Below are 16,846 nucleotides of genomic sequence, written 5' to 3'. Positions count from 1 at the left end.
ATCGATCAATTTCATTAAAGTATTAATCGGTAAGAATTACTTTTCCGGTCAAATTCCCCTGATTTGTTCTGACTATTACAATGTAATTACCAGGAGAAATACCGGTAAGATCAATAATACCCTCTCCTTTAACTAATTTAAGAGGTGTGCTGACAACTTCTCCCCCAACGTTATTGAATACTTTTATTTCCACATTTGGATCGATATTCTCATTAAATACTTTTAATTTAAGCAATCCTGGATTAGCTGGATTGGGATAAAGCTTGATTATATCTGACTTATTCTCTTCTGGAATGGAAAGTACTTCTCCTAACATCACCATCAGATCAGGAACTCCATACCCAATCAGCCTGTCTGGCATTTCTGATTGCGATCCGGATTCATGAAAAGCAGTTTTTAGTTGAACAGGTGGGTATTCAGGGAATGTTTCAAGTGTTAAAGCGGCCATTCCAGTAGCGATTGGAGCACTAAAAGAAGTTCCATTTGACGTAGTTACATTTCCTAAGGAATTTATTACTACAACTTGCGATCCCGGGGTTGATATATCTGGTTTAATATACTCTTGCTCAGGGTAACCAATGCTGCTAAACCCGGCTTTATTGCCTGAATTATCTACTGCACCTACTGATAAAGCCCCATCAGTATCTGCTGGAAAAGCTGTATATGGCCAGGAAGAACTATTCCCACTATTTCCGGATGAAACAACTGTGAATATTCCTTTTTCAACTGCTATTTTAGCTCCCATACTTGATACTGATACATTTTTTCCAATATCAGCAACTTCATAATCCATTGTGGCATCTTCGAAGGTATTATACCCCAGGGAACTATTTATAATGTCAACACCTGCACTGTCAGCTCTTTCGGCCGCTATGACCCAGTAATATTCTTCAATTCGATATTCATAACTAAAAGGATAATCTTCGGTTACGTACAGACAAATTTCTGCCTCATAAGCAAGTCCAAGATATATTCCTGGTGAAAATGCAGAGATTAAAGATAATACTTTGGTGCCATGATCATTATTATGATGATATGGGTTTATTTCATTTTCTATAAAATCAAATTGATCAATCAGCTTATTTGAACCATATAGATGATTAAAAGCTGTAATTCGATTAATATTTTTAAACCCTCCGTCAAAGACAGCGATTCGAATCCCATTTCCTCGTTGTTCTACCTTTTCTTTATTGTAATTAATGAGGTTGTTTTGGTTGTCCTGACTCAGATTATTTGCATTTTCAACAATAAGGGGATCTTCATTCAATGGATAGGTGTTTTGAGAGGTAGTAAGTCTGAACCCGGGAGCTGCAAAAATAACTGTATCAACGAAATTTTTGGAGCTAAGCATTTCTGCTGTATTTTCTTCGATTTGAACTATAGCTCCATTAAGCCATTTGGATGTATAGAAAACGTATATACTTTCTTTTTTTAAGCTATCAATATATGCTTCACTTACAGGCAGGTCCAGGCTATCAAAATCTATTCCAAACTTATTTCTCCTGTCAATTGCTCTTTCTGACAAAAATTCCTGAGGCGTTTCAAGCGAATAAGAAGAATGTTTTTTATCCTTGAACTTCACAAAATACCGGTTTTTCTGACCGAAAATATTTACGGTAGAAATTATAAGTATTAAGTAAAGTGAAAATAGTTTATTCATAGTCGCTAATTACCAAAACTTGTTTATATATAACACCCTGGGATATTATCTGTTTACCCAAATCAACACCTTGTTTGTAATCGATATTTTCAACATACTTGCTAACTAAGCCTATTCCCGGAGAATATACTTCATAACTAACGTTATTTCCAATGATTGGATCGGTGATGTTTTCAAGTTCAACAATTGCTACCTGAGAATAATTATTTTGTGCAATTACGGTATCTGACTTAATATCTATATAATTACTTATCATTTCATCCCTGCTGTTATAACTGTTTCTATCCCATGATGTTTGTTTGTTAACAGGGGTAGCTATTTTGACCAAGGGAATATTATTTTGATAAAGGACAACATTTGTCGGATTATAAAAGATGTTCCAGATTGAATCCAGAGCCCAATCATTATTTTGAAACCGATATCTTTCCAATACCTGGAAAGTTTCTTGAGCAGAGGTTCTTTGAGATACTTTTTCTTTTAACCGATATCTTGATGTGTCTCTTTCGCCGTTTGCTTTATAATCAATTTGTTGGATTTCATAAATTCTAAATAAGCCTTCATCATCAGGAAAATAGATTTTTCTTTCGTCTATCTCATCCGGATCGATCGTACCGGTAGAGCAGCCGTAAATTAATGGCATTAAAAGTAGCCCGATGATTTTAAAATAGTTTATTTTGAATTTCATTAATTGCTAAGATAATCTATTTAATAATTAAATAATACTTAATAAAAAAAAGGATGGCATTACGATGTAAAGTTATCGTGCGAAATGTTTCAAACCTCAGTGATGCAAGGTATTGTGCCGGTATGGGGGTTGATTATTATGGTTTTTTCACAGACACAGCTATTGAAGAACATCTTTCTCCAGAAAGTTTTAAAGAGATAAATGAATGGTTGAGTGGTATCGAACCGGTAGCTGAACCTGCAGGACAATCTATTGATTCTGTAAGTACTGATTATGGAATAGAAAAGTTTCTTTTATCGGAACCGGATCCCGATGTACTTAAATCTCTTGATTCTAAAGAGTTTTTTTTAATTGTAAATGAAGATTCAGATATCAACTATTTACTAACTGCGATTGATATTGAAGGTCTTAATGACAATGTACTAGGTGTGATTGTAGAATCAGGGGATGAGTATCTTAAATCTGTGTTGAATAATGATGGAATTAAAAGAGCTCAAATAGATGTCTATTATGGTGGTGCTATCGAACAGGATTCCATCAATGAATTTTTAGATAATTTTCCTGTCGCAGGTATAAGTATGAAGGGATCTCAGGAAATAAGGCCTGGTTATAAAGATTACGATCACCTTGCAGATATTTTAGAAGAAATAGAAATTGAAGAATAAAAAAAACCGCCCCGAGAGGCGGTTTTATTATTTTAAGGTTTTTATCAATTTACTCATCGATTCCAACTACCTCAACATCAAATACAAGAGTTTTGCCTGCAAGTGGGTGGTTAGCGTCAACAGTAATTTCTTCATCAGAAACATTTGTAACTACAACAGGGATAACCTGGCCTGTCGAAGTTTGAGACTGAAGTTGCTGTCCTTCGTGAGGATTCAGATCTTCAGGTAACTGAGATTTTGGTACAGATTGTATAAGGTCATCACGACGATCACCATAAGCATCTTCAGATTCGATAGTTATAGTTTTCTTTTCGTTTAATTCCATTCCCAAAACACCTTTTTCAAAACCTGGAATCATTTGGCCTGCTCCTACTGTAAAGCTAAGTGGCTCTCTACCCTCAGAAGAATCGAAAACTTCTCCACTTTCTAATTTTCCAGTGTAATGAACTTTTACTTTGTTGTTTTGTTCTACTTTTTTCATCAGTTTAATTTTGTTTTGAGCATTTGGCTCATCCAATTCAACAAGATGTTAAGGCATACTGAAAGCCCTAACAATTTAATTTCTGCAAAGTTACGCATAAAATGAGGCAAAGCCTTGGAAAAACTATAACAATTCAGATTGTGGTATTTTTCAGTCTGAATATAAATTTTTTAAGATGAATTGTTTTTTTTTGCCTTTAATCTAACATCAATAGTAATCGAATCGGAAAAAATAATAACTTTAAATAGTTGTTAATATTTTTTGATATGAGAATGACAATTAAACGGAAGTTACTTTTTATAATTCTTGGGATTTTTTTACTGGCATTTGTAGGAAGTGTGTCATACATAATCCTTACACTGCGTGGACAGACAGTAAAAGAAGCCAAAAATCTTGCTAGAAGTTACACTAATCAAAACACGAATGAGATTAGAGCGATCTTTAATAAAGATTTCGGAATTAGCAGAGCTGCTGCTGGAACCTTAGAAGAGTTTTCAGGGCAGGACTTGTCGGTTTTACCAGAAATAACCGATAAAATGTTGGTGGCAATGGTTGAAAGAGATCAGAGGTACTTTAGTGCCTGGGTCAGCTATGAATTGTCACATTACGATACTGCATATTATAATGATTATGGCCGGGCAAGAAGGACAGCTTATCAAACCGGAGGATTTAAATCAGATACACTTGAATTAGAAGGGAATAATGAAGCAAGCGATTATTTTTGGTTGAAGACAAATGGTGTTGAAGAATTAGCAAATCCTTATGTTGATCAGGACTTATTGATGACATCGGTCTGCATTCCTCTGAAAAATGATAATAATAAGTTTATTGGTTTGATTGGAATTGATGTGATTCTATCAGATCTACAATTTATTTCTGGTTTAAAACCTTATGAAGAGGCCCAGACAATTCTATTTTCAAGTAATGGGTCAATTGTAGCCCATGAAAACAGCGATTTTGTTGGAAAAGATATGGACACTTTGTTCGGAGACTGGTTTAATAAGGACGAAGTTCTTAGACATGTTAAAAATAATGGAGCAGCCTCATATGAAAAGTATCTTAGTAGTTTTGATGATGAAGTAATTATTAACTTTCGAAAAATAGATTTTGGCGGTACCGCTAAACCTTGGTATTTAGCTACTTTTATTCCTAAAGCAGTAATTATAAAGGATATAAATGAGGCAACCAGAAATGGTATCATCATTGCACTTTTAGGATTTATAATATTAGCAGTGGTATTATACTATCTGTCAGACAGAATTTCATCTTCTCTTAAAAAGGCTTCAGATACATTAGATGATCTTTCAAAAGGAAAGGTTTCGGAAGGTGATAAACTTCAGATAAAGACCAATGATGAGCTGAATGAAATGTCAAAAAGCATCAATACCCTAATTGATAATCTTGGTGAAAAGTCTGAGTATGCCCGCGCTATTGGCGAAGGCAACCTTGATTATGAATTAGATAATCTAGATGAAAATGATGTCCTCGGTAAAGCGTTAGTTGAGATGAAATTTAATCTCAGGAAGTCAAGAGAGGAAGAAGAAAAGCGCAACTGGGTAACAAAAGGTCAGGCACACTTTTCTGATATGTTAAGAATCAAGAGTGGTACTGATCTGAAAGAATTTTTTGCCAGACTACTAAAAGACTTTGTTGATTATGTAGAGGTTAACCAAGCTGGTATTTTCCTGCTTAACGATGATGATTCAGATAATTTATATCTTGAATTAGTTAGTGCCTATGCTTTTGACAGAAGAAAATATTTAAATAAAAACATTCAGATTGGCGAAGGCCTTGTGGGGCAAAGTTACCTTGAGAAGAAACCAATTTACTTAACAGATGTACCAGAGGAGTACGTAAATATTAAAAGTGGTCTGGGCGATGCAACACCTAGATGTGTATTAATAATGCCTTTGGTTGAGAATGAAAATGTATTAGGTGTTCTGGAGATAGCAAGTTTTAAAGTATTACCTGATCATCATTTAGAACTTATCGAAAAGCTTGGAGAAAGTCTGGCTGCCACAATCGGTGCTCTTAAAATGAACGAAAGAACGAAAGAGCTTCTCGAACAGACAAAAGAACAAGCCGAAATGATGAGGTCTCAAGAAGAAGAAATGAGACAAAATATGGAAGAGCTTCAGGCTACTCAGGAAGAAATGGCAAGAAGACAGAAGGAATCTGATCTGCAAAATGAAGAATTAAAACGTAAATTGGCTGAAAAGGAAAAGGAATTAGATTCTGTAAAGTCAAAAGTAAATGATTGATGTTAATAACAAGCGAATAATTTTAACCCTGATATTTATGATCGGGGTTAATTTTTTATACGCTCAGCCGGAAAGAAAAATCGAATTGCCAATCGATTGGAATTACTTAGCTACCCCATTTACTGATGCATCTATCAGAGGTATTGATGTCTCTGAAAAAGGTGTTTTATGGGTTTCGGGAACTGATAATCTTGTTGCTAAATATGATTCAGTTTCAGCTAAATGGGATATTTATCGTCCCGGAGCAGATATTAATAAATATGATTTCAGAGATATTGAAATTATTGGTGAAGATAAAATAATTGTCATGGCTGCTGGAGAGAATACTTCTTCGGCTATTTTTCGTTCTGAGGACGGCGGACAAACCTGGATTAAAGTTTTTGATAATCCGGATAAGGATGGTTTTTTTGATGCCATTGATTTTTATGATTCGAATAAAGGTATTTTGGTTGGTGATCCTATAAACGGTCGTTTTGCAGTTGCATTAACTCATGACGGAGGGAAAACCTGGGCTCCCCTTCCCTTCGAAAATCGTCCTGCTACTCAAAAAGGCGAATATCAGTTTGCTGCCAGCGGAACACAACTTCGCGCTTATGAAGAAGGCAAAACAATAATTGTATCAGGAGGAATGTTTGCCAGGGCATTTATCTCAGAAGACTATGGAGTTACATGGGAGTCCTATCCTACACCTGCTTTACAGGGATTAGAATCCAGTGGCCTTTTTAGTGTAGCCAGGTTAAATAACGGAAGTTTCATAGCAGTTGGCGGTGATTATACCCAGCCTTTTTATTCGGAAAACAATGTTATTCTCAGCCAAGATGGTAAATCCTGGAAGGTTGTTCCCCATAGAAGGTTTCCGGGTTATTTATCAGCGATACAAAATTTAGATGAATATCTTATCGCTGTTGGAGCAGTAAATTCTTATATTTCATTAACAAATAATATTTCATTCAAATTGTTTAGCAATGATGGCTTTCACTGCCTTGCCAAAGGAGATGATCGTATTTATGCGGCTGGAAGTGACGGACTCGTTGCTTTTATTACTTTAAAACAAGTCAAAAATGCAGTACAGGGAGCGAAGAAATAAACTAGCTGAAAAAATTGGAGAGGGATTAATATTAATCTCAGGCAATGATGAAGCCCCGATGAATTACAAGGATAATTATTATCCGTTCAGACAAGACAGTACTTTTCTTTATTTATGTGGCATTTCTCAGCCGGGCCTTGCTTTAATTATTGATGCAGGTACTGGTAAAACGATCCTTTTTGGTGAAGAAATGACCACTGATGATATGGTTTGGACAGGACCTCAACCCTCTCTCAGAGATCTTGCTGATAAAGCTTTGATAGATGATGTTAAACCTTACAGCTCTATCAGAGAATATTTGCATGATCAGCAAAAGGAAGTTTGCTTTCTTCCTCCATATCGTGGTGACAATGTACTTAAAATTGCAAATTGGCTTGGGATCAGATCTGCTGAAGTGATGAATGGAGCATCAGAGAGACTGGTTGATGCAATAATTGCTCTCCGTGAGATCAAGGATGAGGATGAAATCAAGGAAATGGAGGATGCTGTCAATATCTCTGCTGAAATGCATATTGAAGCAATGAAAATTGCCAGGGAAGGAATGACTGAGGCAGATGTAATGGCACATATTAAGAAAATTGCCCTTGCTAAGGGAAAAGGGACAGCCTACCCTCCTATTGTTACCAGAAATGGTGAAATACTACACAATCATCATTATGATTCGGTATTGAAAAAGGGTGATCTGTTGCTAATTGACTCCGGAGCTCAAAATAAAAACTTTTATGCCGGAGATATAACAAGGACTTTTCCTATAGCTGATGAATTCACTCAAAAACAAAAGGAGATTTATTCAATTGTTTTGAAAGCCAATAAGGAATGTATTAGTGCAGCAAAAGAAGGTGTTTCAAATCTCTCACTACACTTAAAAAGTGCAAGGATCATTGTAGAAGGCCTTTCATCTCTTGGTATTATGAAAGGAGACGCAGATGAAGCAGTAGCCTCCGGTGCTCATGCTTTGTTTATGCCACATGGACTCGGGCATCAAATAGGAATTGATGTACATGATATGGAAGATCTTGGAGAAGATCGTGTGGGGTATGATCAGGAAATAAAACGAAATAAACAATTCGGTTTAAAGTCATTGCGATTGGGAAAGAAGCTCAAAGAAGGAATGGTGATAACCGTAGAGCCCGGTATTTATTTTATCCCTGGCCTGATTGAGATATGGAAAAACGATCAAATGTTTACCGAGTTTATTAACTATGATAAACTTAATGAATATTTAGACTTTGGTGGTATCAGAATAGAGGATAATGTCCTGATTGAAAAGGATGGCCAGCGAATTCTTGGTAAACCTATACCAAAAGAAATTAAAGATATCGAAAAACTAAGATAGATTTATTAACGTATATAGATTGAATATTCATTCAACCGAATGATTTATCATTATTGCCCTTGTGTGTGATTAATATCACTTTAAACAAGGGCATTTTGTTTGACCTTTGCAATAGTTATGAACAAGACAAATTAATTATGAATGAGTTAATTGATTTTATCAGGCAGCCATGGCCATGGTACGTGGCAGGTCCTTTGATCGGACTGACGGTTCCTGCCCTATTGATTTTAGGAAATAAATCTTTTGGAATATCCTCATCTTTGAGGCATACATGTGCAGCATGCTTTCCAGCAGATATTCCATTTTTCAAATACAATTGGAAAAAGGAAATGTGGAATATGTTTTTTGTATTGGGAATTCTTATAGGAGGTTTCATTGCGGCAATGTTCTTATCGAATCCCGAACAAATAAGAATTGCTGAAAGCACCCAGGCTGACCTGGCTGCGCTGGGAATCACGGATTACAGTAGCTTGCTGCCTTCTCAAATTTTCACCTGGGATAATCTTTTCACAGGAAAAGGATTGGTTTTCTTCGTGATTGGTGGATTTATGGTTGGGTTTGGAACCAGGTACGCAGGTGGGTGTACTTCAGGCCATGCTATAATGGGAATTAGTAATCTTCAATGGCCATCTTTACTGGCAACTATATTCTTCATGATCGGAGGAATAGTTTCAACCCATTTCTTACTACCTGTGATTTTTGATTTATTCTTTTAATAAGCAAACATGGAAAAGTTTTTAGATAAAGATATAGAAGTAAAAGTAGACAAACCTGAAGAGTGTGAAGCACCGAATAATCAGGAAACTTCCGAGAGATTTATCGGATTAATTAAATACCTGGTTGTAGGGATTTTATTCGGGATTGTCTTTGTAAAAGCAGAAATCATTTCTTGGTTCAGAATTCAGGAGATGTTCAGGTTTCAATCCTTTTTTATGTACGGTGTGATAGGTTCTGCAATTATTGTAGGTATCATTTCCATCCAGCTTATAAAGAGACTGGATATCAAAACACTTAAAGGTGAAAAGATAAAAATTGCAAATAAGGAATTCAGAAAGGGGCAAATACTCGGAGGGTTTATATTCGGTCTTGGCTGGGCAATTACTGGAGCATGTCCCGGGCCTCTTTTCGCTCAGATTGGTTCAGGATTTACAGTAGTGGTTGTTACTTTATTAAGTGCTATTCTAGGAACCTGGGTTTATGGAAAATTTTCAGACAAGCTGCCAAAATAGGCTTAAAATTTTAAGCTGAATGTCGAAGCTTTTCTCAACTTGAGAAAAGCTTTTTTAATTTTAATTAAATTAGACACTAAGGGAAATTGATGTTATATTATATTAAATTATTTAATATAGAATGAATTCGGAAAAAGTTAAAAAAATCGCCTTGGTTGCGCATGATCACAAAAAGGAAGACCTAGTTGATTGGTCGCTAACGCATAAGGAACTGTTAACCGAGCATCAGCTTTTTGCTACAGGGACCACAGGTAGATTGTTGGAAAAAAGACTTGGCTTACCAGTGAATAAATTTTTATCCGGACCATTGGGTGGTGATCAGCAAATTGGTGCATCGATAGCCACCGGAGAAATTGATATGTTGATTTTCTTCTGGGATCCTCTTGAACCCCAACCACATGATCCGGATGTTAAAGCCTTGTTAAGATTAGCAGCTGTATGGAATATCCCGGTTGCATGTAATGAAGCTACAGCTGATTTCATTTTTACATCAAAGCTGTTAAATCAGGAATATTCAAGAAAGATTGAGAATTTCACCAGAAAATAAATTAATATAAAAGTAAATGCCCGATTAGATAACCGGGCATTTATTATATTTTAGTTTTTTAGCATATCTTAAAATGCAATGGTTCCCAGTGCTAAATGAAAATTGACCATCTGATACAACTGTATACCCAATTGCACTGATGATTGATTAGCATCTTCAAGAGTATATCCATCATTAGTTTCATAAGACATTGAAGCTACTTCAGCTAAAAGCCCTATATTAACATTGATTGAAGCACCATATTTTAAAAGTAACCAGTCATTAAGTAAGATTTGCTTTCCAAATTCATAAGTTAATATTGGACTCAGAATTTTTTTACTATTTAACTTAGTAGCGTCATCAACATTTGAGTACAAGTCTGACATAATCAAATCCACACCAAGAGTAATGTATCTTCCCATTGGAGCAATATTAGATTCTTTAGGTCCACTAAAGATTTGAACATATATCCCGGCACCAATTCCTTTGATAATTCCATATTCTTTGTATGATGATTGAAATTCATTCTCAATGTAGGTAGATGTTATATTATAAGCCCCACTTACTCCAAGAGCAATGTCGTTCCTTATCAGGTATGAAAATGAAACTTCAGGCTTAAAATTCATCGCAAAAATAGAATAATCAATCTCGGATTCAGGAATCATAGATAAATTAATATAGTTCGTTTTCCCACTTGGAGTACTGGCGAATGTTGCTGTAGTGGGTGTGATATCAAATAATAAATAAGATCTTTTTCCTAAATAACCTGATACCTGACTGAATGAATCAAAATAGAATACTGAGAATATTAAAAATATATATAGAGTTCTCATTACTTCCCGTATTTAAGTTTAAAAAATGTATTGTGAATCTTAGACTTAATTAATGGCTCGTTGCATTTTAAATCTAGATAAACAGCATCCTCATTCACAATTTTTCCTGATTTAAGATCAAATGTGATAGAGAAATAGAATGTTTTACTATGTGGTCGTATTTTTTCAACCAATAAAATAGCCGACATTGGAACAGAATATAAAGCAGTTAAAACTATTCCTCCGTAACTGGGACTATCCATTCTACCTTTAAAATCGAGTGTCCCTATCCAAGTGAAATAATCTGTATTATATTTTTCTCTCAACGGCTGTACTTCAGAATATATCGGGCTGATACCGAACCATTCTTCATTATTCAATTTTTCATTTAGCCATTCATTAATCAGAGCCTGATCGTTAAATTTTTCCAGATCATTTTTATCCAGGTTATAAACATCAATTACAGTAGCCTTGAAATCAAGTGGCTCAGCCGCTTCATCTATATATCCTGAAAGCGATACCAGGAAATCTTCTGAAGCTTCAAAATCCAGTTTCTTTTTATTGCGTCCTTTTAGCTTTGCGTAAAATGGGTTAATTATTAAAGAGTTTTTGACCTTATATTTATTATTCTTATAAAGTTCATTTTTTTGCTTAGTACTTAACTCCATAAAGGCAATGTAGTCTTTTACATCTTCAAGTATTTCTTCACCATACTCTGTTGAATGAATGCGACCAACAGTCAGTTTAACTTTAGAATCAATCAGCTTACTTTTACCAGTAATATAATTTTTGATTAGCGTATGATTATAGACCATATTTTTAAGGATATCCTCTATTAGAAGACGAATTTCCTCATCTCGACCATATTTTTCTTCATAGTCTATCAAGTGGGATATAGCTAATAGCCCCAGGTCGATTGTTTCAATATTGCGGAGTGTTTTGTATAGTCTTTGATAATCTATCGAGAAAAGATCAGATTGTATTCTCATCTCCTCATGATTAATTGCTAAACCATACAGTGCTTTTACAAACATCTTTTGAGAAGCAACGGAATCAATGTCTCGGTATAACTTTCCGAATTCATCTGCTTTAAATATTGCTTCTGTGTATTGATGATTTAAAAGATATTGGCGCACAAGCTCTTTATGAGAAAGCATTTTAACTTGCTTGAATTTCTCCTCTCCTACTATATAAAGATTTTCCTGATCGGGAATATTTGAATTTTCAATTTTGGAAAGAATTCTTTCCTTTCTTTTTTTAATATTTGGGTGCGTAGCTTCTTTGTCTTCGTAATTCTCAGATACTTCAAAAACCTTAAGATCTTTTTCGTCCGGGAAGTACTCATCAGTTAATACAAACGTCGAAGAGGATAAAGAATTAATATCATATTCAGTTTTGGAAGTTATTTGATCTGCTGTTAATAGAATATCATAAACATTCTGAGGATCTGAAATATTATAGTCTGAATTCAAAAATATATCAAAGCCTAATTCATCCGCTTCAAGTTCTCTTTCTCTGCTATATTTAGCTTTTGTTAAAAACTGGTCTTTAACCGTTAGTTTTTTATAGTCACCAGAACCTTTTTCTATTTCTTTGGATTCAAGATATCCATCAATAACGTGCTTGTTTTTATAATGAATGACCTCATGGGCAAGAATAAATGCAATCTCTGCCTCATTATTTAATTTCTCTAGTAAACCGATATTAAAAAAGATCATACCGTTGTTAGTGGTAAAAGCATTAGGGACAGGTGATTTTACCGCGTATAACCTGATTTCATTTAAAAGTTCAGGATGATTTTCTTTCAATAAATTAGTTAATATCTCATTCAGATAATTTGTGACAGGATCATTAAATAAAACCTTACCACTGGTTAAATAATCGAATAAGATAAAATTACTATTGAAGTAAAAGTTCTCTTTTTCCTTTCTGACTTTCCTTGAATCAGATTCAGAAATACTTTCGAGTTCTTTTTGGTATGTTAAAGAAGGTAATTCCAATAAATCTGATGGAATCGCTCCTTTGGCTTCTAATTTCTCAATTGACTGACTATTTGAATCAAATGAAACTAAAAGCAACAAAAAATTTGTTAGGAGTAGTTTGTTTAAAAAATTCATAGTTGTTAAAAAAATAGTCTGCAAAACTAAAATAATTAGTGATGCAATGCTAAAACATTAAAAAGATTTATAATATTTTTATGTAGAAAGTAACCTCACTAAGTTTTATGCGAACTTGCGTTTTTTTTATTTTTTCTTCTTTAGTAATAATATTTATCGTCATCTCATGTGACAATAAAAAAATGAAAACTGATCTAGATACTCAAGGCCACCGTGGTTTTAGAGGTAAGTATCCGGAAAATACTATACATGGATTTTTAAAAGCTATTGATACAGGAGTGAAAACTCTTGAGATGGATGTTGTTGTTACTAAGGATAATTACTTGGTGGTTTCTCATGAGCCTTATATTTCGAATGAAATCTGTACCAATATGGGTGAGAATTACATCATTGATTACTCCAAAGAGAATTATAATATATACAATATGTATTATAGCCAGGTGCAAACTTTTGATTGCGGATCTAAAATACATCCAGGTTTTCCTGAACAGGAGAAAGTTATAGCAACTAAACCTTCACTCGAGGAAGTTATTGATGCCGCTGAAGCTTATGCTGAAAAGAATTATGATAAGCAGATGTATTACAATATTGAAATTAAATCAACACCTGCCGGCGATTCTATTTTCCACCCTGCACCAAAAGAATTCGCTGAACTTCTGGTAATGAAAATCAAAGAACTTGGCGTTGAAAACAGGACATATATACAATCTTTTGATAAAAGAGCACTTCAGGCAGTTAATCAATTGGATGAAAAGATCAAAACGGTATTACTGGTCGAAAATGCCAAAGGTTATAATTCAAACTTAAAAGAACTTGGGTTTAAGCCTGATGTTTATAGTCCAGAACATAGGCTTGTTACAAAAAGAATGGTAGAAGATCTTCATGATCGGGAAATCAGAGTAATTCCCTGGACTGTTAATGATACCTCGGATATGAAACAGCTGATTAATTTGGGCGTTGATGGGCTGATTTCAGATTATCCGGACAGGTTAATGAAAATTGTTAATGATCAAAAAAAATAAAAGCCACCCGGAGGCAGCTTTCACTTTATATTGTTTTTTCCTTTAACGGTTCCAACTCAAAGTCTTCAGACTTAGGCAGGTTTTTGAAATTCTGTACCAGGTCTTCAGGTAAAACTGTCAGCTTTCTTTTTAAGATATCTATCCATGCCCCATCAACTACTACAACAGCAGCTTTTTGTCCATCTTCTCTGAAAATAATATGCCTAATTGACCATCGGGAAGCATCTTCCCTCATCTTTATCATCGATGTCTCCACTGTGATGTGTTCCCCAAAAGGAACTTCTTTTAGATATTTTAATTCTTCTCTGAATAATATTGGTCCGATGTGTAACTCTTTGAACCTGTCGAATGTCAGTCCGGCTTCTCCCAAAAATCTTAAACGAGCCTGAGCACAAAAGTCTGCATAAGCAGAATGTCTCAGGTGAATATTTGCATCAATATCAGACCACCTTACTTCAAAGGTGTTTGTTAAGGAATTATTTTGCATAATTAATGTTATTGCAATTGTGAATTTAAAATATTTCTGATCGTTGGCAGATCCGCTAACTGTCTGTCTCCAAGCGCAGTCCAACCTCTTTTTTCAAAACGATTAATTATTATATCGATCGTATCTGCTCCAACATTATAATCTTTCATTTTGGTTTTGATCCCCAAAGATTCAAAAAATGATTCAGTTGAGTTAATAGCCTGGTCCATTTTTTCACTATCACTTCCTTCAGTTATTCCCCAGACTCTTTCTGCGTATTGAATTAACTTTTCTTTCTTTTCATCTTTTAAGACTCTCCAGACTCCAGGAAGAACAATAGCTAAAGTTCTTGCGTGATCTATTTCATGAAGGGCTGTTAATTCATGTCCGATGCCATGAGTAGCCCAATCGACTGGCACACCAGTTCTTATCAATCCATTGAGAGCCATAGTCGCACACCACATTAAATTTGCCATTGCATCATAATCAGCAGGATTATTATAAGCCTTAGGTCCCTCTTCAATTAAGGTCAGTAGAATTGATTCTGCGAGCCTGTCTTGTAAAGGAGCATTGACTTTATAAGTCATATACTGCTCGACGACATGGCTGAATGCATCTACAATACCATTGGCAACCTGTCTTTTCGGTAGTGTTGATGCTACTGATGGATCAAGAATGCTGAATTGAGGAAAGGTAAAAGGTGAACTGAATGCAAATTTCTCTTTGGATTCTTCCCTGGTTATTACAGACCCAGAATTCATTTCCGAGCCTGTGGCAGGAAGTGTAAGGACAGTACCAAAAGAAATAGCGGATTTTACAGGTTTCTTTTCACTTAAAATTGTCCATGGATCTCCTGTTTGAAAAGGAATCGCTGCTGCAATAAATTTTGTTGCATCGATCACTGATCCACCACCAACAGCAAGAATAAAATCAATTTGCTTTTCCCTGGCCAGTTCAACTGCTTTCATTGCCGTTTCATACCTTGGATTTGGCTCTATTCCTCCAAATTCGACAGTGAAATGGCCTTTAAGAGATTTGATTACCTGGTCGTAAACACCATTTTCTTTTATTGAACCTCCCCCATATATGATCATCACCTTAGATGTAGTGGGAATTAATTGTGATAATTGTTCTATTTGGCCTTTGCCAAAAACTATTTTTACCGGATTATAATATTCGAAATTGTTCATCTTATAATATCTAATTGTTATAAAACGGCTCCTAATTTAATAATGTTGTCAATATTTGATAAATTACTGTTACAACAATTGTTGTTCGGCTTTCTGGTCTGATTCTTTTATCGTCTAGCTAAATCTTCAATGGTATCACGGAAATGCATAATATTTTTTCTAAATATGATTCTTTCATTTTTTTGGATGGGAATTAATGCACAAGACGTATGCATTGAAGCAAAAAATAATTTCGCCAGCAAAAATTATCAAAAGGCTCTGGAGAATTCAAATGAGTGTCTGGCCAAATCTCCACGAAATGAAGAGATAAGATTGGTGAGGGCTCAGATCTATGAAAAATTTAAGCAAGGTGCAAATGCTGTTTCAGACTACGCAGTTTTAATGGAGCTTGGGGTAAATAATCCTTTTATCCTGGTTAAAGCTGGAATAGCAGCATACAATGAGAATCAATATCGGATGGCTGGTATTGCTTTTGAAGAAGCTAAAGCAGTTTCTGACACTTCAATTCAAAATACCGACATCTTATTTACTCTTGATGAAGAGGGGTTTGTTAAAAGTGTGAAAGATTTCAGGTTTTTGCCTGATATTATTGAATATTATCAATTGCTGACTCATTTTCATCAAAAAGGAGATACATCATTATTAAGAGTATTGGATCATGAAAATCATTTTTTTACTGCATCCATAATAGATCAGTATGTATTTAATAATAATTTCCATGAAATTATAGATGACTCTTTATTGTCAAAATTATCTGATGAAATACTAGGATTGAGAATAAATGAATGGCTTGATATCTTAACAGAACACAATCGGATCACTCCTGCTGTTTCTCTGATGCAGGAATTATCAGGTCGGGGTGTTCAAATGGATAATTATTCTGATAAATTAGTTTACCTGTTGCTTAAAAATAATATGCCCATTCCTGATAGTATCGATTTGGAAAATATGTCAGTCAAAAGATTGGAGCAATTTTATAATATAGGTCTGGCCCAAGAAAAACAAGGACAATTGGATAAAGCAGACTTAATATATAAAATGGTAATTGATGAGAATCCAGAATATGTAAAAGCCCTTATGGGAAGAGGTAATATAGCTTTCAAAAAGGAAAAATTTAATCAGGCAATAGAATGGTATTCGCTTGCAATACAATATGATTCTGATCATATCAATGCTTATCATAACAGGGCAATGGCTTATTTTTCTATAGATAAAAAAGATTTGGGGTGCCAGGACCTTGAATATCTTATTGATCTTGATGAAAACCTGGGAAAGGATTTATTAAATGAATATTGTTTTGATTGAACTG

Annotated in this window: 16 protein-coding genes; 9 read left to right on the top strand and 7 right to left on the bottom strand. The window is 34.8% G+C overall.

The annotated features are described in order from the left end of the window. Nucleotides 1–22 precede the first annotated feature (22 nt). Both OO013_RS09405 and OO013_RS09400 read right to left on the bottom strand, forming a co-directional pair. Nucleotides 23–1,660, bottom strand: coding sequence for a S8 family serine peptidase (locus tag OO013_RS09405; protein WP_266056547.1), 1,638 nt, complete (start codon nucleotides 1,658–1,660; stop codon nucleotides 23–25). Continuing rightward, nucleotides 1,653–2,345: a hypothetical protein gene (locus tag OO013_RS09400; protein ID WP_266056546.1), complete on the bottom strand. Its 693-nt coding sequence runs from the start codon at nucleotides 2,343–2,345 to the stop codon at nucleotides 1,653–1,655. Before OO013_RS09400 ends, OO013_RS09405 begins: the two co-directional genes overlap by 8 nt. A gap of 53 nt (nucleotides 2,346–2,398) precedes the next feature. Between OO013_RS09400 and OO013_RS09395 the strand changes: the two genes are divergently transcribed. Further along, entirely contained in the window at nucleotides 2,399–3,010 is a 612-nt protein-coding gene (locus OO013_RS09395; RefSeq protein WP_266056545.1) for a hypothetical protein, read from the top strand. Nucleotides 3,011–3,059: 49 nt separating this feature from the next. On the opposite strand, the gene OO013_RS09390 is transcribed toward OO013_RS09395, so the two are convergent. Beyond that, a complete protein-coding gene (locus OO013_RS09390) occupies nucleotides 3,060–3,491 on the bottom strand; it encodes an FKBP-type peptidyl-prolyl cis-trans isomerase (RefSeq protein ID WP_266056544.1) in 432 nt (143 codons plus the stop codon). A gap of 266 nt (nucleotides 3,492–3,757) precedes the next feature. Between OO013_RS09390 and OO013_RS09385 the strand changes: the two genes are divergently transcribed. The 6 genes from OO013_RS09385 to OO013_RS09360 all read left to right on the top strand — a co-directional run bounded on the left by OO013_RS09385 (nucleotide 3,758) and on the right by OO013_RS09360 (nucleotide 9,951). Further along, nucleotides 3,758–5,752, top strand: coding sequence for a GAF domain-containing protein (locus tag OO013_RS09385; RefSeq protein ID WP_266056543.1), 1,995 nt, complete (start codon nucleotides 3,758–3,760; stop codon nucleotides 5,750–5,752). Nucleotides 5,753–5,789: 37 nt separating this feature from the next. Next, entirely contained in the window at nucleotides 5,790–6,839 is a 1,050-nt protein-coding gene (locus tag OO013_RS09380; protein ID WP_266056542.1) for a beta propeller repeat protein, read from the top strand. Then, nucleotides 6,814–8,175: an aminopeptidase P family protein gene (locus tag OO013_RS09375; RefSeq protein WP_266056541.1), complete on the top strand. Its 1,362-nt coding sequence runs from the start codon at nucleotides 6,814–6,816 to the stop codon at nucleotides 8,173–8,175. Before OO013_RS09380 ends, OO013_RS09375 begins: the two co-directional genes overlap by 26 nt. Nucleotides 8,176–8,312: 137 nt before the next feature. Continuing rightward, on the top strand, nucleotides 8,313–8,891 hold the full coding sequence (locus tag OO013_RS09370) for a YeeE/YedE family protein (protein ID WP_266056540.1): 579 nt from the start codon (nucleotides 8,313–8,315) through the stop codon (nucleotides 8,889–8,891). Nucleotides 8,892–8,900: 9 nt separating this feature from the next. Beyond that, the gene (locus tag OO013_RS09365) at nucleotides 8,901–9,404 is read left to right on the top strand and encodes a DUF6691 family protein (RefSeq protein ID WP_266056539.1); all 504 of its coding nucleotides are present in this window, start codon (nucleotides 8,901–8,903) and stop codon (nucleotides 9,402–9,404) included. A 121-nt stretch (nucleotides 9,405–9,525) separates the two neighbouring features. After that, nucleotides 9,526–9,951 carry a methylglyoxal synthase gene (locus OO013_RS09360; RefSeq protein WP_266056538.1) on the top strand — a complete coding sequence of 142 codons (426 nt, stop codon included), beginning with the start codon at nucleotides 9,526–9,528 and terminating at the stop codon, nucleotides 9,949–9,951. Between the two features lie 68 nt (nucleotides 9,952–10,019). On the opposite strand, the gene OO013_RS09355 is transcribed toward OO013_RS09360, so the two are convergent. Both OO013_RS09355 and OO013_RS09350 read right to left on the bottom strand, forming a co-directional pair. Beyond that, nucleotides 10,020–10,763 carry a hypothetical protein gene (locus tag OO013_RS09355; RefSeq protein WP_266056537.1) on the bottom strand — a complete coding sequence of 248 codons (744 nt, stop codon included), beginning with the start codon at nucleotides 10,761–10,763 and terminating at the stop codon, nucleotides 10,020–10,022. Beyond that, nucleotides 10,763–12,859 carry a M48 family metallopeptidase gene (locus OO013_RS09350; protein WP_266056536.1) on the bottom strand — a complete coding sequence of 699 codons (2,097 nt, stop codon included), beginning with the start codon at nucleotides 12,857–12,859 and terminating at the stop codon, nucleotides 10,763–10,765. Before OO013_RS09350 ends, OO013_RS09355 begins: the two co-directional genes overlap by 1 nt. Before the next feature lie 182 nt (nucleotides 12,860–13,041). Here OO013_RS09350 and OO013_RS09345 point away from each other — a divergent pair, with 182 nt between their 5' ends. Then, on the top strand, nucleotides 13,042–13,881 hold the full coding sequence (locus OO013_RS09345; RefSeq protein WP_266056535.1) for a glycerophosphodiester phosphodiesterase: 840 nt from the start codon (nucleotides 13,042–13,044) through the stop codon (nucleotides 13,879–13,881). A gap of 25 nt (nucleotides 13,882–13,906) precedes the next feature. Here OO013_RS09345 and OO013_RS09340 read toward each other — a convergent pair whose 3' ends face one another. Both OO013_RS09340 and OO013_RS09335 read right to left on the bottom strand, forming a co-directional pair. Next, on the bottom strand, nucleotides 13,907–14,368 hold the full coding sequence (locus OO013_RS09340; RefSeq protein WP_266056534.1) for an acyl-CoA thioesterase: 462 nt from the start codon (nucleotides 14,366–14,368) through the stop codon (nucleotides 13,907–13,909). Between the two features lie 8 nt (nucleotides 14,369–14,376). Beyond that, a complete protein-coding gene (locus OO013_RS09335; protein ID WP_266056533.1) occupies nucleotides 14,377–15,537 on the bottom strand; it encodes an iron-containing alcohol dehydrogenase in 1,161 nt (386 codons plus the stop codon). Between the two features lie 165 nt (nucleotides 15,538–15,702). Between OO013_RS09335 and OO013_RS09330 the strand changes: the two genes are divergently transcribed. After that, entirely contained in the window at nucleotides 15,703–16,842 is a 1,140-nt protein-coding gene (locus OO013_RS09330; RefSeq protein ID WP_266056532.1) for a tetratricopeptide repeat protein, read from the top strand. Nucleotides 16,843–16,846 lie beyond the last annotated feature (4 nt).

The sequence above is a fragment of the Mangrovivirga halotolerans genome (assembly GCF_026241165.1).
GTDB lineage: Bacteria > Bacteroidota > Bacteroidia > Cytophagales > Cyclobacteriaceae > Mangrovivirga > Mangrovivirga halotolerans.
The sequence above is the reverse complement of the archived record's forward strand: the minus strand, read 5'-3'. Positions and strand labels throughout refer to the sequence as shown.